Here is a 22,667-nt window from a genome sequence, read left to right on the forward strand (position 1 = left end):
GACGATAGCATCCGAGTTGCATTGCTTATCCGGATACAATGTTAAGACATTCCTTATTAGTATCGTTTTCCTGTATTATATAAAAAGGTATCTTTATTTACATGCGGTAAAAGAAGATACCTTTTTGGTAATTTAAAGTACCAATATCCATAAACACAGCTTGCCTCCGAAATTTTATAATTATACCTTTATGGTGTAGAGAAATGTCTCTGTTGGATACAATCAAATTATCAGAATTAACCTCAGATAATTTATCTATACCTAAAAGACAAATCAAAGGATGAAGCATTTATGAAAAGAAAGCAAGTGAAAAATACATTTTAGGTATAACCTTTGTTACCTTTTTCCGAATAAAACATTGAGAACTGATTACTGTTGGCTAATTACTGATTTTGTGACTTTTTGAATAAACTAGGATATTCATAAAAGACAATACTCTCAAAAACTGATTTACTTAGATATCAATAAAGAACCGATTATAAAGATGCAGCAAACCAAATATCTTATAAATAAAGCATATGACTTACTCCTATTCTGTATATATATGCTGGTACACATACAACCGGTTGAAGCTTCATTTCATATACAGAAAGCCGATATACCTTTATCGAACAATGCTGTATTATATATCTATCAAGATACAGACGGATATATGTGGATAGGCACTTATGACGGATTAAATTTATATAACGGACGGGAAGTTATCACATACAGGCACGAACAGAATAATCCATTGTCGCTATGCAGCAATATAATCTATAAGATAACATCGGGAGGGAAAGACTATATATGGATATCAACAACCTTGGGGTTAAATAAATTTTCACTCAGAGACAGGGTTATCACAGAATCCTATACACAATATCCGAAACTGACCAATATAGAAACTGACGAAGATGGAAATACATGGATGATTACTAAAGACAATACAATAACGCATTGTATAAACAAGCAAGGAAAGAATGAACGTTCCGCCTTTTACAATATACCAATCTCTAATCCTAATATTACGCTGGGAGACATCAATAAAATGTTTTTATACTCGGGTAATGTATGTATCCTAACCAATGACGGGCGACTGATGGTCAAGGAACGTTCCGATATAAAAGCCACAAATAAATTCAGAGGAAAAGAGCATAATATCCATGATCGAAGAATAGATAAGGCTGTGGTTCACTCCGATGCTTTGTACTTTGTCGATATACAAAATAAACTGTACAAATATAATCTTGTTACATCAAAAAAAACATTCATCACAGACCTGTCTTCTTTTATTGAAGGTGATTCGGGTTTTATTACCCAGATAAAAATATTCAACAGTTGTATTTACATGACTTTTAAGAATTCAGGTTTTATTAAAATTAATGAAGACGGCTCTATTGACTCCACAAATAAAGGAGGTAAGGGAATACCTATATTCTGTATGTGGCCCGACCGTTATCAGAATCTGTTATGGATAGGGAGCGATGGTCTGGGTGTTTTACAATATAGAGAAACTTTGCAACAATTTACCCAGACATCATTAGACGATCTGAAATTGATAAACAAGCCAATCAGAGCTATTCTCACCGATTCTCTGCATAATCTATGGATCGGAACAAACGGAGACGGCTTACTAAAAATAAAAGACTATGGAAGTAACACTAATATTTTCGAGACTGATAAACTTCACCGGTTTACCAGTAATGAAGGTCTAACGGACAATCAGGTTTTCGGATTGGAACGCAGCAAGAGCAAACCTATTTTCTGGATCGGAACAGAACGTGGACTTTCTTACTATTCTTATTCGGATAACAAAATCCGTAAAGTAATAAATAATACAAGAAAAAGAGTAGAAAGAATACATTCCATCAAGGAGATTAACGACTCTACGCTTTGGGTCTCAACGACCGAATTTGGATTAATAAAATTGACCTTAACACAAAAAGCATCTAACCTGTATATTAAATCGGCAGAAACTCATTTATTAAAAGCCGGTAACTTTATCTGTAATGAGATTCACTCAATGAGTTATGATGGACATCAAAATCTCACGATAGGCAGCAGAGGTGGTTATGGCGTGGCTCAGTTTAATATTCTGAATAATAAGTATCACTTTATGCCTATAAATCAACATGGCGAAAAATCGGCAATGGGTGATGTTCTTTGTGTTTACGAAAGTCATGATTCGTCTCTATATATCGGATCCAGCTCTGGTCTGACACAGGTTAGACATCTATCCGGAGATAAGTTACAGGTAAAACAATTCGATAAAAAAAACGGGATGATTAACGATATGATTCATGGTATACTCGAAGACAGCGACGGATACATATGGCTCAGTTCAAACAGGGGACTGATAAAATATAATCCCCGAAACGATTCTTTCTTCAATTTCAGTTCTCCGGCATTATCTATTGTCGAATTTTCGGACGACGCATTCTGGAAATGTCCATATACAAATAATCTGTTTTTTGGGGGAGTTAATGGCTTGGTATGTATCAACCCAGAAAGAGGCATCCGCACGGAACCTCAAAAGAATACTAAGTTTCACTTTTTCGACATTAAAGTTTCGGGAGAAAGCTTTCCGCTTAGTAAATTTATAAATCCGAAAACAAAAGCAATAGAAATACCATCAAATATCTCATTCTTTGCGATATCATTTATAGCCATTAATTTCCTGAGTGATAACAGCTACGAGTATTCTTACAAACTGGAAAACTACAATGATAACTGGATAGACCTTCAGAAGGTCAACGAGGTCAGTTTCATCAATCTGCCTTACGGAAAATATACGCTGAAAGTCAAATATAAAAATGATGTGGCGGAAGGAAACGAACAGTTCAAAACAATAGATATAATCAAACTACCGCCTTGGTATTTATCCAATACGGCTTATCTGATATATACAGTATTAATTATTTCAATCTGTGGATATATTCTATCCATAGTAAAAAAACAACTGAGAAAAAAACATATACAATTAATAAATGATATTGAAAAGAAGAAGAAAAAAGAACTCTTGGAATCGAAAATAAACTTCTTTACCAATATAACCCACGAATTCTTTACCCCTCTGACCTTGATTAAAGGGATTTGCGAAACATTACGAAATGATAAGCAGTTTACCACTTCAGGATATAGCTCTCATATCGAGACTCTTTACAATAACGCTTCGGATCTGGAAAAGTTAATCAAAGAAATGCTTACTATAAGGAATCTCGAAAAAGATGAAACATCAGTGTGTATACTTAAAGATATAAATATATCGGAAGTTGTTATTCGTCTTCTTCAATCATACCGACTAATTGCCCAGAGAGCGGATGTTAATATGGAAGAAAACATAAACAGCAATATTATATGGAACACCGATATCTCGTGCTTTCAGAAGATAGTGAGCAATTTGGTATCCAACGCCTTCAAATATACACCATCGGGAGGAACAGTCAGAATATCGGTAAAAGCGGACGACCACACTCTCACTCTAGAAGTATATAATACGGGAAAAGGTATTGAGCCTTCGAAATTAGAAACGATATTTACCCGGTATAATATTTTGGAAGATGTAGACAGTAATGGATACTCTCAACTAACGACACGTACTGGTCTTGGTTTATCGATCTGTCATAATATGACTAAACTGCTTGAAGGTAATATCGAGGTCGAAAGTTCTATCGGAGAGTATACAGTATTTAGAGTGAGCCTTCCACTCATAACCCCGACAATCAATATATCTAAAGATAGCAAAAATAACACTGAAAATAGCGAAACTCACCTCAGAATAGTAGAAGATTCATCTCACTATATACTGATAGTTGATGACAATAAGGATATTGTAAGCATGATATCCAATTATATATCGGACTCATATCAGGTGATGAACGCATATAATGCAGAAGACGCATTAAGAATACTCGAAAAACAAAATATATCTCTGATTATTACAGACATAATGATGCCGGGAAAAGACGGGATAGAACTGATCAAAGAGATAAAACAAAATAAGTTTTTAAGATATATACCTCTGATAGTAATCTCAGCCAAAATAACCGATAGCCAACAAGAAGAAGGTATAGTGGCCGGAGCTGATGTATACCTGACAAAACCGTTCTCCATATCCTTACTGAAATCTCACATAAATAGACTACTGACTCAAAAAGAAGATATTAAAACATATTATCATTCGCCGGAAAGTGCATATCAGTACACCGATGGTAACCTGCTTCATCAGGATGAAAAAAGCTTCATTGATTCTATTATTTCTATTATAGACCAGAACATTGAGAGCGAGTTGCTAAGCCCTGATTTCATTGCGGATTCATTACATATGAACAGCCGATCATTATATCGTAAAATAAAGAATATCACCACATTGGCCCCGATGGATTTTATCAAAGATTACCGTTTTATTAAAGCTGAACGATTATTGATCACAACGAATCTTACTATTCAGGAAATAATGTACAAGGTCGGTATTTCCAATAAATCATATTTCTATCGCGAATTCTCGAAAAGAAACAATACAACACCCCGTGAATATCGAAAAAAGAAATAAAATCTGTATAAACCTCATATCTTGTCAAAAAATGAGGATATACACAAAACGTATATCCTCATTTTATCCTTTTACATCAATTAATTCTTTGCGCGGAAAGTTTATCCAAGCAGAAATAAGCAGCAGTATTCATACCCCAAGTAGGATCTGAATCAGATGATGCCATCTGAAACAGTAAATACTTCACATTACCTAAAGCCGCCAACTGAGCTGTATTCACTGTAATCCAGAGATTTGACTGAGTTAGAGTTCCACCGATATTTTTAGCTAAACTCACTGTTACTTTATTAGTTGTTACCGTATTATCAGCCTTCACACCATAAATATACAGATCAAAATAATCTCCGGAGATATTCAAAGGACGAGCAAATCCGTCTCCTGACAGGTTACCATAATAAGGCCATGGATGATTAGCTATTCTTAAGCCTTTAATCTGATAAGTTCCTGTATTTCCTATCTTTATCCAGTTAGAATAAGTGGATTCGGTAAAAGCCTGTCCTCCGGGATTCTTCGGATCTTTATAACTCGACCAGTATGCTACAATAAACGGTGCACCCGAAGTTCCAGGTTTTCCGGGAACAACAGAACCCGCAGTATTTACCCCACTACCGGGCATACAACCCCATTGATGAGCAACCCAACCGTCAGAACTACCTGGAGCTCCATAATTGGTAATATCATTTACATTAGAAACAGTAAATCCATCCCAATAACTATATTGATCAAACATAGAACTATGGGAAAATGTAAAAATATCACTAACCACGTTGGTATTAGGAGTATAAGTATTCGCCCAATATTTACCTCCGGTAGTAGTAATACCTCCTGTCAACTGATCATCCAATAGATTTAGTGTCGTAGTAGAGCCGACTGCCGGATCCGAAACACTGGTCAATGATGTTCTTAAAGAAATAGAACCATCATCGGTACTCTCAAAATCGCTGCTACAAGAAGAGACCAGCCCCAATAGCAAACTCGTTGCGAAAAAATAAAATGCTTTTTTCATGTTTTAATAATTTTGTTTGTGTAATAAATAGGTCTGAAACCTTATTGGTCTTCAGATATGAGGTTTATATCTTTTGCAGATTTAAATATCGAAGTCAGATATCCCCAATCTCCAATGGCACTAAATGTGGGTACATATACTTTTATAAAATCAACTCCCGGTAAATAAACTTTATTACCATCCTTGTCTACAGCCCAGCTTATATCAATGCGGGAATCCTTTATACCTCCGTATCCCCATTCAAAAGTTCCTACATTCCATGAAGACTGGTCTCCATCGCTGATATCTTTGATGGGAATAGCCAATTTAGTACCTTTTAAAGTATAACTATCAGGCTTCCATGCCGGATAATAATCTGTACCTACACCAAATGAAGTCTGTGTTATATATCCTGTTTCATTCTTATTAGACGACCATTTCAAGTACTGAGTATCGTACTCCCAATCGTGGATTCCTGCAACAGGTTCTTTTCCTGCATCCGGTCTGAAATAAGTTATTTCATAGTTTCTAATAGTTGTAGATTTATGGTGTTCGCTTCCTGCTATTTCATACCATTCATCAGCATCTGCTATTCCATTTTTATTTGCATCATAGGCAACCATCACAACAACCGGAGTATTGAATTTTTTTACATCCGCGAGAGATCCATCCATTTCTATAAGTAAATCACGTTGGTTATACGTGTTAATAACAGTATGATCGAATTTTGTAATAACATATCCACCGAAGTTTCCTAAATAAATACCCATATCATTTGTCATTGCGTCTTGAGCTTGAGCCAGAACATCGGCTTCATCAACAGCAAATATTCCACCCCACGATAAAGAAAAATCAGGAGCCGGAGAATACTCAATCACAGTCCCTGCAATGTTTGAGTAGTTATTATCATCTGTTGATACAGAAACTGATGTCGATGCTTTTTTGGAGGTCTCACCACAGGCAACAGTTAAGCTTACATCATATTTTCCTGATCGAGGAGAAATAAACTTCAACACCTTTTGATCGCTAATAACAGAATCTTTGTCATTCGAGGTAATAGACCAGGTATATGATACTTCGAGATTATCTGCGTTCTTAATATCTATATCAGGATTAATTTCTACGACACTATACCTTCCGGTTTCAAAAGATGCGGTAAGATTTATATCAATACTTGGAACAGCAATCGGCGGAACAACAGGATCATCATCGTCACTACTACAAGCATATACAAATACAAAAGGTACTAACAAAAGTGTATATCGAATATATTTTTTCATTTTTCTGATTTTCTAAGGTTATACTTTTCTAAAATATGAAGGTCGGCAGCTCCTGCGAATTTAGTACTTGCAGTTGTCTGCAAAGACGAGTATCTGACAATGTCATCCGAGCTGACACAATTCACGACCTTTATATAATCAATACCCGGCAGATGAACTTTATTTCCGTCTTTATCAATAGCCCAATCTATATCTATATCAGGATCTTTAGCATTAGCATATCCCCAATCCAAAATATCGTACTGCCACAAAGTATATTGTCCTGCGACTTGGGGTTTGATATTAATATTGAACCTCTTGCCTGTAAATGTAAACTTATCCTGATCAATCCAAGATGGACACAAATCTTTCCGGTTACGAAGGAGAGAGAGGTAAAAAGACTCACCTAAACTATTTTCGGTCAAAACGCTTTCTCGATCCTGAAACGGATCAAAAGGACCGACCTGTACCGGAGCTTTATCTTTAGCCGGGCGATGATATGTTACCGAGAAATTACTATCTACGATATTGTCTTTATGAGCACTACCTTTAATTTCATACCACTCATCATCATCAGGTTTACCATTACCGTTTTTATCATAGGCTACAAACAATAATCCGGGAGCCGTAACAAAGTTCGGTACGGACTCATTCACGCCATAAACTCTAAAATCTCTTTCTCCGGGAATATTTATAACTGTATGATCGAAACCAACAACAACAGAACCTCCAAAACTACCTAAATCAAGTAAATATCCGACACTGGTATTATCTATACGACCCAATGCTATCTTCATTACATCTTCTTTGGTATATCCATCCTGTTTATAGCAATCGTTAGCCAGTGTACCCGGTGCAGGAGCAAAATCATACATTGCTGTAATGTATGGCGAATATTGAGACGTTTCGCCGGTTACATTTACGATAAAATCTTTACTGCCGCTTTCGTTTCCTTTTATTACTTTCAAAGTAATATCATACACTCCATCTTGTAGAGCTATAAATGCTAAACTGGCATCAGTAGATAACAGAGAATCTTTAACAGCATTAACGGGATTTTTAGTAAGTATCCATTGATAAGATACATCTGCTGTTGCAACCTGAGGTGTAATAGTCAGAATTTTACTCGCCACCACACTATATGATTCATTGAGTGTTATGCTTATTTCCGAATCATTTTTATCATCATCACTACATCCTGCAATTCCATAACACAGAGCCGGAAGCAGTAAGTACAGAAGTCCTTTTTTCATAATAAGTTATTAATAGTTTTTTTAATTTACTCTTGTTGCAATACTCTCCCCCTTTAGGTGAAGATCGGTAGCTCCCATTATTTCTGTAGAGGTCTCGCCCAACCAGCCGCACTGTTGATTCAGTCCATTATAAACTTTCACAAAATCAATACCGGGCAGATTGACTTTATTTCCCTTGGAATCAATAGCCCAATCGATATCTATAGCAGATTCATCATCGGTGTTCGGTGCATTATCAGCATAGCCATATGCGAAGGCATATTGTACATAGTAACTGCCTGTACCACTTTCATCAATAGCATTATCCGGCAAACGTGTTCCTTTGAAAGTCATTGTTTGTTCGCTAGCAAGCCATTTAGGCCAATAATCCAGAGAATGGTTGTAAGCGTTGTTCTGCCACATATAGTCGGTTCTACCCTGATTATCTTCCCACTTTATATACTCTACATCTGTGAACATCACAGTACCCGTACCCCCTCCCGGAACCGGGACTTTATTTGGATCTGGTTTATGGTAAGTCAACTCATAATTAAATACTGTGCCTTCCATATCATGAGCCGCTCCTTTTATCTCATACCATTCATCATCCGGCAATCCATTTCCATTCTTATCATAAGACACCATAATAACCCCGGCCTCACTGCTTCCACCTCTGGTCGGAGCTTCCGGATTAGGATTATTTTCTGCCCAGAAAGCATTACCTAAAACCCTGAAATCTCTTTTGCCTTTAACATTCGCAATGGTATGGTCAAATCCAAATACTACATATCCGCCAAAACCGCCCAATGATATAAGAGTACCCTGCTCTTTTGCCAGATAGTCATTCGTACGGCGAAGTATGGTTTCATAAGAATCTCCGGAGTTTGCAGGTGGCAGATCGTTTACAAACTGCCCCGGAGCAGGCTTAAAGTCATATACTTTATTTATGTAATATTTATAAGCTTTAGATTCGTTGTTTACAGTCACTACAACGTCTTTTTCAGAAACTTCTCCTTTATCGGAAATAAGTAATTTCAATTTATAGTCACCGCTTACAGCAGCCACAAAGAGAGGTTTCTGAGAGGTTCTGTTTTGTAAAGAATATAATTCGCTAGGAGCACCGGATACACTCCAATCATAAGTAGCATTATCCGAAACCGAAACTTTAGGATCAATTTCCAGAATTTTTGATTTTGTCACAGAATACGAAACACTTTCCTCTCCTCCGGGAGTAGGATCAGGATCGGGAGTGTCATCCGAACTACTACATGCGGCTAATACCAGCAAAGAAAAAGCTGATAATAAAGTCCGAAAAACTTTGTCAGTCATTTTATTCATATTTAATTAAGGTCATAGACCAGTTTGTATTTCTACGTAAATACTGTCAGTTATAAAAAGGTTACAAAGGTTACACAGAATATGTATTTTCTCGGGTGTATCCTTTTCCCCTTTATTGCATCGTTATATTATAGATAAAAGAAGATGATTATAAATGAAGCTTCTACCGTTATTTATATACAAATGCAAAGTGTCCCGGAATATTCCCCGCCGGGGTTTTCCATCTCATTTTTCCTTCAGGAGAAAAGCAATAAATATATCCTGTAACAACATAATTTTGAGCATCACAGATATAGATTTCTTTCGTCTGCGGATTTACTTCTAATCCATAAGGAATCATTATACGCTTATCGGTTCCGTCAGTTATAATTTTATCACTGACAACCTGTTTTGTTTTAGAATTAAAGATTCCATAAGTAATAGTATTACTGTTGGTTATATAACTCCATGCTACGCTGTAATAATAGAGAGAATCTCCCACCATTTTCATCTCCATAACAGGTATATCAAGTTGATGAGTCACCTTATCAGTCTTACTGTCAATCACAAATAAATTAGGTGGAGTATCGTAATAATCACCTCTCGAGCTTACATAAATATCACCCTGTCTGTCAATAGCCATGCGCAAAAGGTTGATCCCGACATCAATCTTTTTAATCTCTGTAAAAGATTCCAGATCAACCACAGATACCGTATGATCATAATTGGGTACTCTATATCCACCCGAATTCGCGACATACAGTTTTCCGTCATGAACGACCATTTCTTCCGGCTGATAACCGACTGTTACTTTTCGGGTTATTTCTAATGTGGCAGTATCTATTTCGGCAACAAATCCAATTTCGGCATTCGGATCAATAGCCACCGGACCGGCATACGAACTTACATAAGCTTTATCTTTATAGAAAGCCAGATAACGGCAGTTTGGAATATCTATTTTTTTGATTCGCTTTGCAGTCCATTTATCCATCACTTCCACTTTATTCGAACAATTGATAACTGCATACAACTTATTTCCATATATCTTCAGATCGTTTCCTACATCCCCCATTTCCTTTACAACATCAGGATTCCGTTCCGAATAAATATCCTGAGTATATACTCCCGTCCTGTAATTAAACATATCGAGGCTTGCTCTATTCATTCCCATATTCCCTTCGTTGAGCAGATAAAAACCTTCTATATTACCGCCCAGATGAGGTTCTGTAACGAGAGTATCGGACGATAAGAATATCGTCTCATCTTCGCGGCATCCTGAGAAAAGAATCAACAGGCTGATTGATAATATTGTGATCAGGTATTTTTTCATAATTCCATACTGAGTATAAAACGAAATGTTCTTCCGGGCATCGGATAATTATATATTACTTCATATTGCTGATTCAGAAGATTATTGACTTCCACCGTTCCTTTTATTTTATGTCGGTCAAATGTAAATTCTTTCTGAAGCGACAGGTCATGTGTATACCAGGGTTGTATTTCGTTGACTGGTATATTATTAACATTCCCGTTATACCTTTTACCTACATATATAAAGCTATAGTTAAGATTCCATTTGCTGTATTGAGCATTTATGATTGCCGATCCGCTATGCCATGGGGTATAAGGTATCTGATCTCCATAAGACGACATCTCCAATCCTGAAAATTTGGTATAATCTTCACTGATTGAATATGTATAATTGAGATTGGCTGTAATATCTACTTTTTTAACACTCATATGAGCATTAATTACTGTTTCAATTCCTTTGCCTCGAACCTTTCCCATATTAGTCATCATCCATCTAAACAGATTTCCTGTAGGAGCAGCTACTATTTTGTCTTTCGTACTGGTATAATATGCATCGGCCTGTATCCGCAAAAAATTCAAAAATCCGCCGGAAACAGGTAATCCATAAGTAAACCCGATGTCATACTGGTTCATATATTCAGGACGTAAAGAACTCGACCCGACCATAGTATAGTAAAGGTCGTTGAAGGTAGGCATCCTAAATATCCGCTTTGAGAAAGCACGAATGTTAAAATCATGTTCTTCGAAAGGTTTGTAGCTGATGAATAAAGCCGGTGTAAATTCCGTTTTATCTCCAGCTTTCGCATTATATCTGACTTCGTCATGAACATAAGTACCTAACACACTTGCCAAAACCTTAAACTTTGCTGTACGAAAAGAGGTCGCAAACGAAAACAAGCCCGTATATCTCTGTGGATATGAGAATTTAGTTTGAATTCCTTTTCGTGTTGCATTCAGTCTATTATACTGAAAATCGGTAGATAACGATACATCCCAATATGGTGATATACTGTACATATTCACAGCAGACAAATAATACTCCTGTTGATAATAGCTATCATCGGATTGTGCTCCTTCGGTCACAACTTCCCCCAGAATAGAGGTTGTATCACGGGCAACATAATGCATATAATCGAAAGCATATTTTCCTCTGGCCTGAAACTTATACTTATCAGTAAATTCTTTTGTAAAGAATCCCTGAACAAAGAAGTTTTTATCGTTCTGTCTGTATCCGTCTTTAAATTTATTTTCGACTATCGCACCGGGCGCACCTCTGTCTGACTGATAATAATAGATTTTAGCATCCCAGAACCCATTATTTACCTTTCCATACAATCCGCTTTCAATTCTTACGGCCTCTATGTCGCTGTTCCATCTGGTAGCTGTAGTATCGTAAGCGACTGTCTTATCCTGATTGAGCCTTTTATATCTGAATTTGTATTCACCATTGGATTTTATGTACTCGGAACTAAGACTATAACTGATATTTGAGTTTATTTTTTGTTCCCATCGGAATGACGGGTTGTGGTAGTTAATCGACATTGTCTTATAGCGGACGAGTAGATTTGTCTTTCGGGAATCCTTAAATTGAGGTTTCTTTGTCCTCATATAAATTGTAGATGCTGCGGCAAAATCTTTAGCAGACTGAAATATTTCACTCTTCTGACCATTATACATTGTTAGGGATTCCATGTCATCCAATGAATATTTACCCAAATCGGTCACACCATTTTGTGCATTACCTAATTCGATCCCATCATAAAAAACTCCGACATGATGAGTTCCCATATTTCTGACATCTACAGTCTTTAATCCTCCTACACCTCCATAATCTTTAATCTGTGTTCCTGCAAAATACCGTAAAGCATCAGCAACAGAATGGCTCGATAAATTATCCAGCTGCTTACCGGATAAAGATTGTACGGGGATAACTTCTTCAAAAGGTTTAGCTGTAACTTTTACCTCTTGCAAAACCTGCACACTATCGAGCTTACTCTGAGCTGAAATAACAGAAGAGATAAAGATCAAAGTTAGAGTTAGTAGTATTTTTCTTTGTTTAAAGTTTGAGCAATACATTTCCGGCTAATTAGTTTCCTATTTAGCTAACGATAGAATAGTATATATACCTGAAAGTATAGGGTATAAACCTTTTAATTGGTTTATACTTGTTTCTTACAGCTCTATTCCACGAAAGCTTTCAGTTTATTAATCTTGGCAGGTCTTCTGACTTACTCCATCTTTGAGCGTCCTTCCCATTTCCGAAGAAACAGTGGTTTTGAGTTTTGCTCAAAGACTTTGATAGAGCTTACAGCAGCGGGTCTGTTCAGGATTTTCACCTGATTCCCTTTTCATCATATTACCGAAGAAGCGGTTTTTATGACACCAAAATCAAAGCAAAGATATTAAATTTTATTAAATTACTCGAGGAAACTGATATAATTTTTGTGATCAAAAACAGAACACAATATAGAAACAAACAATGCTCTTTTTACATCAAATAATAATATTTTGATTTTAATACACTATTTTTTAGATCATATTATTCTCAGACGAACCAAACACCATAAAATACACACCAAAATAAAGAAAAACAGCAACAAATTGAGTACAACCGAGAGATTTATGTAATTTAGCATCAATATTCCTGTACAAAACTATAAAAACCTGACAAATGAATCCTACTGATATAACCATTGCAGACTGCGACTACACAAGCAGCGATGATTTAAAAGCTGTTTGCTCTTTAATGAATTCATACATTCTGGATGAAATGGGAGGTGGTCAGCCACTGAGTAAATTGCAACAATTAAGGTTGGTAGACAGCCTCAACCAGCATCCTACATCCATAGTGCTATTAGCTAAATACAAAGATACATTCAGCGGATTATTAGTAGCATTCGAAAATTTTTCAACCTTTACGGTTAGTCCAATGATTAATATACATGACTTAATTGTATTACCCGAACATCGGCATATAGGTATCGGACGTGCTTTATTGGAATCACTGAAAAACAAGGCAATAGAAAAAGGATGCAGCAGGATTACTCTTGAAGTAAGGATTGATAATTCAAGAGCACAACAATTATATAAAAGCCTCGGATTTACCGAAACAGATCCTGCAATGCTGTATTGGAGGAAAAACTTAAAATGAATAACAATGTATTATTGAGCCAGCATATTCGTGGCTAATACATTCAGGTTCAAAACACATTAATCAGATTATATGAAATAGCTAAACTTAATCTGACAGTTCTAGGTCGTTTATGATTATCAGATTAAGTCTCAGCTATTATAGGTTATATAAACTAGTTATTCATACTATTTGTTATTTAGAAAACATCCAATAATCGAAATACATAAGTGCCCCCGGTTTATTTCCTTTAAATACAAAATACAGGTCATGCACACCTGTTACAGTTGCGATATCAGCAGTCACTAATGACCACCTATTATCTCCGCCCGTAATAGGAACATTGATTGTTGCTAAAAGTTTTCCATCTTTATTATCTATCCTTACTTCCATTGTCACTCCCCCATTGTGAGTCGTACCTACTCTGGCTGTTAGCTTAGATGCTCCGTTTAAACCAAAGTCTACACCGTTAATCTTAGTATAAGCACCGTCTTTCATCGCATTGATAAACACTCCGACCTCTTTGTTCTGTGAAGCTTTTACACCTTCGGAAAAAGCAATTGTCTCGGCTTCCGTTTTTCTATACGGATCCAACCTTTCAAGCCCTGTTGAAATACCTGCGGTCATTTTCAGTGGTTTAATTGTACCATCTTTTGCAAATTCCATTCGTTCAACACATACCGAACGGGTGAATCCGCCCCCTCCGGGCAATGCTCCATTATGATAGAACAGATATGTATTACCCTTATAGTCTATTATTCCAGGGTGATTAGTAAAACTGCTACCTTCCGTGGCCATTAATGTTCCTTTGTTTTCCCATGGGCCCGTTGGACTCTTACTTGTAGAATATCCTAAATGCTCAGGTATAGGTCCCCCTGCCCATAGTAAATAATAAAGGTTATTTCTCTTATACAGCCAGGGCGCTTCTTCATATAAAGTCGGACGCTCTGCAATATTGCCTTCACGCTTACCAAAGGATGCTTCCGTCATTGGCACACTAACAATATCTCCTTTATAAGATATCATATCATCATTCAATTTCACATAATACAAATCGGGATTTCCCCAATAGAGATATGCCTGTCCATCATCATCTATAAAAACCGTAGGATCAATATCTCCTTTTCCTTTTTGAGCCAAAGGTTTTCCCAATGGATCAACAAACGGACCATAAGGGCTGTCAGAAACCGCAACCCCGATAGCCGGGCTATTAGTGGTTTTATCTATGGTAGGTACATATATATAGAACTTTCCATCTCTTTCTATACATTGTGCAGCCCATGCATCGCGCGCAGCCCACGCAAATTCATTATAAGAAAGAACAACTCCGTGGTCTGTCCAATTAACCATATCTTCGGTTGTATATAACTTCCAATTGTTCATGACAAACCATGTTGCATTATCTTCGTCATGACTGGTGTAAAGATAAACCTTGCCATTATAGACCATCGGAGCCGGATCGGCTGTATACATAGTCTGTACAATAGGATTTTGCGCCTGGCAAATCATAGATGCACTAATGCAAGTTAGCATAAGATTCTTTTTTAAATGTTTCATATGTTATTATTTAAGGTCTCAGACCTATTTATCTGTCAGTAGACGAGTAGACAGGTTAACAAGTATAAAATGTGTATTAACTCGTCTACTGGTCTACTTGTAAACTCGTTTACTATACAAGAGTAAATACTTATAGTTACTTATTTAAATTCCCATGAATCAAAGAAGAATAGATTATCCTTTTGAGCGGTACTTTTAAAGCAAAAATAGAGATCGTGAACTCCTTTTGCATCATTGATCAGACACGACATTTCTCCAAACTTATCCATTGCTCCGGTACATTTTAGCGGAAGAGTGCCTATAAGAATTCCGGTAGTACCGTCGAGACGGATTTCGATATAACTCCCTTCTGCACTGCATGCAGCGGTAATCTGAAGTGATTTTGCTTCTTTTCCGAAGTCTACACCTTTCACACACAAAGATTCATTGTTATCGATATTGGTAACACAGATCCTTCCATCGGGCATTTTTTCTGTTTTCAGTCCATATCCCCAAGCAATTGTTTCGGCTTCAACCCGACGGTACGGGTTAAATGATTCTATCTGTTCCAGTACAGTCTCTGTCCAATAAGGAACTTCCTGAATAGTGCCATCTGCATTGTAATACATAGGTGCAGCCATGGATGATCGTCTCTCATGATGCTTAAATGTCTCTTTGTGCATCAAATCATAACTTAATCCAAAAACATACGATTTTCCTTTATAATCAATAATGCCCGGATGATTCCCTCTTGAGCGGGGGGTTGGTTTCATAATATATCCTTTTGTTGTCCATGGGCCGACAGCACTATCGCTCATTGCATAGCCAAGTCCTTCGGGACAACAGGTCGAAGCAAAGGCCATATAGTAATGGTTGTTTCGTTTATATACCCAGGGACCTTCCTGATAATGTTCCGGTTTCTTGTCAAGCTGTACGATATCTCCCGAATAAGAAATCATATCCTCGTTGAGTTTCACATAGTATACATTCGGATTACCCCAATACATATAGGCTTGTCCATCGTCATCAATAAGAATCGTAGGATCAATATCATACCAGTGTTCTTTCTGCCACACCAAAGGCTTGTTTATCGGATCTTTGAATGGACCATAAGGCGAATCGGATACTAACACACCAATACCCTGTCCATGTATAGGACAATACATATAAAATTTACCATTCCGCTCAACAACCTGTTGAGCCCATGCTCCATTATCTTTTGTAACCCATTCGAAGCTTTTCAGGGAGGCTACAGCTCCATGATCTGCCCAGTTTACCATATCGGTAGATGTATACAACAGCCAGTCAAGCATTTTAAAACCCTGAGAATCATCCTCATCATGCGTAGTATATAAATATACAGTATCGTTATATACCAAGGGTGCAGGATCCGCAGTATATTTAGTTTGGACTAAAGCATTTTGGGCAATAACTTGTGTAACTGCAAATACAGCTAATAATAAGATTCCTGATTTTATCAGATAATTTGTGTACTTCATTGTTTATGTAATTAAAGTTTAACAATATTTATTTCAGAGCAACAGGACTGTACTCGAACAGATAGAATCATTTAATCCGTACCGTCGGGTTGAAGCCGAAACAATTGCTTGGGGATATGGACTGAAAACATAAAAAGTACCCTTATGGTAACGAATAGCCGGAGCCCATATTCCATTGCCGTAAATACCTTTATCGCCTTCGAGATGGAATTCGGGCCCAAGATCTAACTTATCAAAAATGTAAGTCACAAATTCCCAGTTAACCAAGTCTTTTGATCGGAGCAACGGAAGCCCCGGCATTGCATGCATAGAACTGGCGACCATATAAAAAACAGTATCTCCCCGAATCAAATCAGGATCTGTAAATTCATCATAAAACAAAGGGTTGGTAAATGTTCCGTTTCCATTATCAGCAGTCCACGACTGTGAGTTGGCCTTACCTATAAATAAGGCACATAGAGAAAGAATCAATAAAAATTTCTTCATCGTAGTTGTTTTTAGAATACATACAAAATAAGTAACAGAACTTATTTAATCACCTGTTTTATGGCAATAACGATCTGTTGCTTTTATGCTTACGAAAGCAATAAACAGGTATGAAAACTTAATTGCAATCGTGATAAAACAAACTATGCAGGTATACCTTTCGGGAATATACCTACACAGCTTATTTAGATTATCAATTTTATCCTTACATTTTAATTTTATTTGCTTAAGCCATCAGCAAATCCTCCATAAGCAGGTTTTCGGTAATATTCAGAATTCCAAAGACCTATGGGTGCCGCGGGTCTCCATGAAGAATTGTCGGGACTATCAGTCGAAGCCCATTGAGTAATACCATATCGCTGAGGTGCAGGGATGTACTTAAAGTAAGATTTTATAATATAAGTGTAATAATCACTTTGCTTTTTGAGTTGTTCAAAAGTGGCATCCTTCGTCCTTACACTATTTCCAGACTCATCGTCGATACCCATATCCAGTTCCGATATCTTGATAAGCTTACCTGTGGCAGCCAATGCTTCAAACATTTTATCAACACGGGCTTCCCTTCGTGCTTGCTCTGCCGCATCTAAGCTAACCGATACGTGCATCTGAGTTCCGATACCATCAATCTTAGTAACTCCATCAGATTCCCAATACTTTATCATATTGATCAACCCATTACATTTATCAAGGCTATATTCTAGGTTATAATCGTTTATGAACAATTTTTGACCATCACCTCCATACTTGCGGGCAAGCTCTACAGCCTTACGGGCATAATCTTTACCCATATAATCCTGCCAATAAAATTCATCTGCGCCGATATCAGACTTACCGACTCCTGTTTTTAATTGCGAAGGATTACCGTCATCCATAGGCTCGTTTACCACATCCCACACCTTAACATAGTCTTTCGTTACCTCCATCATGCCCTTTATCCAACGTTCCATCTCATTGGTAATGATCTCTTTCTTTTCTTCATCAGTTTTCTCTCCGCTGGTAGCCGTTTCTTTCTGAAAGGATAAGTTATCTATATATACCGTTCCGGCATTCTTTCCCAGATTGAAAGCAATAGCCCCTCCTCCGACAAACGAGTCGGTTACGGTGAGCGTATAAGTAAACGTTTTCCACTCGGTAGATGCAGAAATATCACCAAAAGCTGTCCAATGCAAGTAACTGCCGGGAGTTGTCTGCGTTTGTGTACTAAAGGTCATCGCTTTATCTGCTTTTACATCCATACTCACCTTATATACATCTCCGAGCTTCATCGTTGGTGAAAATTTGAAAATAAACTGAGATTCATAATCATTGACCTGTGCACTCGGAGTTTTAACAGTAAGAGCACGTCCCGATCCATTTGATCCGGTAGCATACCCTTTCACACCTACTCCATTGACCTGAAAACTATTATCGAAATTATCTTCTTCGAAATCACCTCCGGAAAGCTGCTCGACCCAACTAGTTCCCGAACTTCCTTTATTATAATGTCTCAACGAAATATCATCGAAATAATACGTTGTAGCTGTTGCTCCGAGATTAAAAGCAAAGGTATAAGCATCTGCAACGTCAGCTGTTGCGGTAAACTCTTTTTTATAAATCTTCCATGAGGTAGTTGCACTCAGCGAACCAAACATATCCCAATGTTTATATTCCTGAGGACCATAATGTGCCTGAGTTGCAAAAGAACAAGCCTGATCCGCTCTGTATTTCATGCTGAATTCGTAAGTTTCCCCCTCAACCAAATGCATAGAAGGAAAAGTAAAGAAAAACTGAGACTCATAATCATTTGTCCTTACCGCACTGTTTGTTACAGCAATCGCTCTGCCTGTTCCATCTGCACCTCCTCCGTTGGCAGTATAAGACAATGATGCTAAAGAAGTTCCGGTTGTATAGGAAGATTCATCATCACCTTCAAAATCGGAGTTGATGAATACATTATCCTCCCAATAGGGATCACCACCCGCTTCGGAAGGGGCAATTGTACTATTCAGCCATTTAGCATTCTGATTTGCATGCCAGCAAAGGGTATGTCCGTAAATAGTGGTTCCGGCAGATTTAGCCGTGGCAATAAACTTCTCGACTGTAGAAAAATCCATAGCCCCCTCATCGCTCACACAGGCTCCATGTTTCATTTCCCAGCCTGCGGTCATTTCATTAAAGTTACTGTTTATAAGCTGGTATATGCCGCCTTTTGCATTATAGTCCCCCACTGATACTCCTATTCCCAGTTTAAAATCGGGATTAGCAGTACGGTCTACATAATCCTTCAGAACATGATAAGTATTTAAATATTCATATTCAGCAATACTTGCTGGTTTCTCAACACTAAATTCCAACAGCTCATTATCTGCACAAGACGATAATAGAGACAGAGTTATGATCGGAATTACTTTTATATATTGTTTCATATCATACAGATTATTCGGTTATTTATTTATTACATTAAACCATTCGCCTTTGATCTGCCTGTCCCGCACGACCAATGTATCTTTCGTTACATATTTTTTAGCACCATAATCGATCGTATAGTCTAAGTAAAGAACATCCCTGTCTTTATTGTTAAAGGAATTCTTTTCTCCGTCTTCCACAAATTTGCCGGTTCCCGTTGCTGTATATCCGTTGGTTGCAGAAGTTACAGTACATTCATTTTTATCATTAAATGTCAGTGTCAGATCACAAGTTAAAGTACTTGTATTATTTTTTTGCTCCGCTTCATTCCAGACTTCCACTTGTGTAGATACTGTGCATTTATTCTTTTTCAGAGCCAGTGTTGAGATTGTATATACTTCATCTTTTTCTGTATATTGTTCATGACGAACAATAGTAGAAACCTGTCCGCCCTCTGTAACAATATCTACTCCTCTGCGTAAATAAACGGCATCCCAAGGGTTAATATATTTTACAGCATACAGCACATAATCCTTAGGTGTAACCTCCCAGTCTGATGCTGACACCCTACTCGGATTGTCAACTTTGGGCTTTCCTGAAAGTATAGAATCAGCATTCTGAACATTAGACATGACCAAAGGAATTACATATGTATTTTTTAAGGCCAACGGATCTGCAAAGAAGGCATCGGTAAGTTGCACTTCTACACCACCCATTACTTTACCTTTGGGTATAACAATCTGATTAGATGCTAACGTGTAATAATTAGAAGGCATCGGAATAATATCACCTCCATCTTCAAACTGAAGGTTATCACACAGCGAGTTTACCACCGCAATATCTACCGTACGATTTGTTTTATTAGAATAAACTCCTCCCATAGTTGCATAAATGATGAATTTATGCTCATTATCAATAGATATATCATATGTTTCGTCATTCCCCAAAACTATCTTCCTCACGGGATATTGAGTTGCAAAATAAACCGTTGTACCTCCTTCATAATCTTCATATTCCCAGTCATCATTCTTACATCCGGAAAAAAACACGACCAAGAGAAGAGCATATATTGAAATTATTTTTTTCATTTTTTTTATTTTTAGATTTAAAGACTCCTTACCAACCCTTATTCTGAACTAACGCATCAAACTTCAGAATTTCGCTGTATGGTATCGGACCATAATTCATAAAATCCGAATATTTTCGGTTCTCTACAGTTATCACTGTATAAGTCTCACCTTTGATACTCATACCTTTGGCAGATTCGGTTAACGTTGATTTCCACCTACGTAAGTCCCAAAAACGGAAACTCTCGAAACAAAGTTCCAACCGGCGTTCATTACGAATCAACTCTCGCATCTTTTCTTTATCATTCTTAATACTTTCGAGATAAGCATCTCCATTAGATGTTCCTACTCCTGCCCTTTTACGGATGGCTTTTATCACATCATACGCAGAATAAGAGTGCCCGCCTCCGCTTGTACTTGGCCCCCAAGCTTCATTGGCAGCTTCGGCATAGTTTAAGAATATCTCAGTGTATCTGATACGGGGTTTATAATGAAGTTGTCCGTTATTACTAGTTGAGCTTAGATACACATCTTCACGAAGGTGCTTGCGGAGATAATATCCGGTACGGGTGGATACTCCGTCCTCTTTATTCAAAGCATCATTATTTGTACCATCCACACTTGTCGTGATTACCTCGTTATTAAGGCCAGCCTTACTTCCATTAACGATAATATATGTGCTTAGGCGGGGATCTCTGTTCACATACGGATTCTGGTTATTGTATCCACTGCCGCTTTCGGTTATAGGATATCCGTTCGCCATAGGAAAAGCATCTACAAGATTCTGTGTAGGATTAAGTTGTCCGCCACCATATAAACTGGATGGAAAATGAGATTTTTCTAAGCTATATGCGTTACTTTCGAGACCTTCCCGCCAAAGAATTTCTTTAGGATTCTCCCCTGCTCCCAATGCTGATATTTCATTGGCATTTTTATACCATGTAAAACCATTGGATGCTATGCCACTAACCCCTCCGATCAGATCCAGCAATTCTCCATTATAATTGGCAGCATCTACCCAAGTAACAGATGTACCTTCCGCAAAAGCCGGACTTGCTGCTAACAAAGCAGCTTTCGCACGAAATGCCTTTGCTATACGCCCGGTCATTCTAGTTCTGAAGCGTTGACCGAATACTCTCACATATTGACTTACAGACACTCCCGTAGTACGATATTTCTCAGGCAATTGTGATGCTTGAGTAATATCTTCGTAATCAAGAGGAAGTAACTCTTCCGCCAGTTTCACATCTGCATAAATTTGAGCAACACAGTCATCGAATGTATCCCGAGGACGATTAAAATCCGTTCCGGTATCTTCCGGTTCATTCACGATAGGTACCCCCAACAGTTGCCCATCTGCAGTCCATCCGCCATGAGCTTGCAGCATATAAAACATAAACATGGCTCTCAAGCCGTAAGCTTCACCTTTGAGCCTATCGCAGAACAGCTGGTTTACTGTTTTATCGTCTGCCCATGATGTTTTATCAACCTGTTGCAGAAAAAGATTGATATACTGAATAGCTGATTTGCAGGTAGACCATTGATCCATAGGGTTATTACTGGCCGTCCATGTACCTGTTGCCATTTTTAAGTAATTATTGGTTACCTGATTAGTAACCGCATCATCTGTGGCAACATCATTAAACGACTGCGAACTATAAGGATTACGGGTATATGCATTCGCTAAAATACCCTGACTGAAAGAAGGCTCGTCGGCCGCAGAATCGATTTGTTTATTATTTTCGATAGCCGGAGAAAAAAGGTCGTCACACCCTGTCAACATCAGAACGGCTGTTAGTATTATTATTGTCTTTTTCATAAAATCTTTTATTAAGGTCTCAGACCTATTTATTGACTCGCATCCGTATCATCGAATGTTATTTGTACATCCAAGTATAACTGCAAGAGATAATTGCAACTTTAAAA

The 22,667-nt window shown here is 37.5% G+C and carries 13 protein-coding genes, 1 pseudogene and 1 riboswitch; of the genes and pseudogenes, 2 read left to right on the top strand and 12 right to left on the bottom strand.

What is annotated here, in order from left to right:
- The first annotated feature begins 544 nt into the window (after positions 1-544).
- Positions 545-4,534, top strand: a complete 3,990-nt coding sequence (locus tag K322_RS0114570; protein WP_169714149.1) for a hybrid sensor histidine kinase/response regulator transcription factor — start codon at positions 545-547, stop codon at positions 4,532-4,534.
- A gap of 76 nt (positions 4,535-4,610) precedes the next feature.
- Here the strand turns inward: K322_RS0114570 and K322_RS19600 are convergent, their stop codons facing one another.
- The 6 genes from K322_RS19600 to K322_RS0114600 form a co-directional block, all read right to left on the bottom strand.
- Positions 4,611-5,540, bottom strand: coding sequence for a DUF4465 domain-containing protein (locus tag K322_RS19600; protein ID WP_051290831.1), 930 nt, complete (start codon positions 5,538-5,540; stop codon positions 4,611-4,613).
- A 41-nt stretch (positions 5,541-5,581) separates the two neighbouring features.
- Entirely contained in the window at positions 5,582-6,799 is a 1,218-nt protein-coding gene (locus K322_RS0114580) for a hypothetical protein (protein ID WP_026627538.1), read from the bottom strand.
- Complete coding sequence (locus K322_RS0114585; RefSeq protein WP_026627539.1) at positions 6,796-8,031, bottom strand: hypothetical protein; 1,236 nt, start codon at positions 8,029-8,031, stop codon at positions 6,796-6,798. The genes K322_RS0114580 and K322_RS0114585 overlap by 4 nt, the downstream gene beginning before the upstream one ends.
- Before the next feature lie 21 nt (positions 8,032-8,052).
- Positions 8,053-9,339 carry a hypothetical protein gene (locus K322_RS19605; protein WP_035332386.1) on the bottom strand — a complete coding sequence of 429 codons (1,287 nt, stop codon included), beginning with the start codon at positions 9,337-9,339 and terminating at the stop codon, positions 8,053-8,055.
- A 178-nt stretch (positions 9,340-9,517) separates the two neighbouring features.
- On the bottom strand, positions 9,518-10,657 hold the full coding sequence (locus K322_RS0114595; protein ID WP_026627540.1) for a YncE family protein: 1,140 nt from the start codon (positions 10,655-10,657) through the stop codon (positions 9,518-9,520).
- Entirely contained in the window at positions 10,654-12,714 is a 2,061-nt protein-coding gene (locus tag K322_RS0114600; protein WP_035332202.1) for a TonB-dependent receptor, read from the bottom strand. Before K322_RS0114600 ends, K322_RS0114595 begins: the two co-directional genes overlap by 4 nt.
- A gap of 120 nt (positions 12,715-12,834) precedes the next feature.
- Positions 12,835-13,040, bottom strand: a riboswitch (cobalamin riboswitch).
- 269 nt (positions 13,041-13,309) lie between these two features.
- On the opposite strand from K322_RS0114600, the gene K322_RS0114610 reads away from it, so the two are divergent.
- Complete coding sequence (locus K322_RS0114610) at positions 13,310-13,789, top strand: GNAT family N-acetyltransferase (protein WP_026627542.1); 480 nt, start codon at positions 13,310-13,312, stop codon at positions 13,787-13,789.
- Between the two features lie 174 nt (positions 13,790-13,963).
- Here K322_RS0114610 and K322_RS0114615 read toward each other — a convergent pair whose 3' ends face one another.
- The 6 genes and pseudogenes from K322_RS0114615 to K322_RS0114640 form a co-directional block, all read right to left on the bottom strand.
- Positions 13,964-15,325, bottom strand: coding sequence for a glycoside hydrolase family 43 protein (locus tag K322_RS0114615; RefSeq protein WP_026627543.1), 1,362 nt, complete (start codon positions 15,323-15,325; stop codon positions 13,964-13,966).
- Between the two features lie 140 nt (positions 15,326-15,465).
- The gene (locus K322_RS0114620) at positions 15,466-16,803 is read right to left on the bottom strand and encodes a glycoside hydrolase family 43 protein (RefSeq protein WP_035332204.1); all 1,338 of its coding nucleotides are present in this window, start codon (positions 16,801-16,803) and stop codon (positions 15,466-15,468) included.
- Positions 16,804-16,926: 123 nt separating this feature from the next.
- Positions 16,927-17,289, bottom strand: a pseudogene (locus K322_RS0114625) (family 43 glycosylhydrolase); the annotation flags it as partial.
- Positions 17,290-17,507: 218 nt separating this feature from the next.
- Positions 17,508-19,694, bottom strand: coding sequence for an endo-1,4-beta-xylanase (locus tag K322_RS0114630; protein ID WP_051290833.1), 2,187 nt, complete (start codon positions 19,692-19,694; stop codon positions 17,508-17,510).
- An 18-nt stretch (positions 19,695-19,712) separates the two neighbouring features.
- Entirely contained in the window at positions 19,713-20,762 is a 1,050-nt protein-coding gene (locus K322_RS0114635; protein WP_026627547.1) for a DUF5627 domain-containing protein, read from the bottom strand.
- A gap of 28 nt (positions 20,763-20,790) precedes the next feature.
- Positions 20,791-22,560, bottom strand: coding sequence for a RagB/SusD family nutrient uptake outer membrane protein (locus K322_RS0114640; RefSeq protein ID WP_026627548.1), 1,770 nt, complete (start codon positions 22,558-22,560; stop codon positions 20,791-20,793).
- Positions 22,561-22,667: the final 107 nt, after the last annotated feature.

The sequence above is a fragment of the Indolivaga capnocytophagoides DSM 22835 genome (assembly GCF_000426485.1).
In the GTDB taxonomy this organism is placed as follows: Bacteria; Bacteroidota; Bacteroidia; order Bacteroidales; family Dysgonomonadaceae; genus Dysgonomonas_A; species Dysgonomonas_A capnocytophagoides.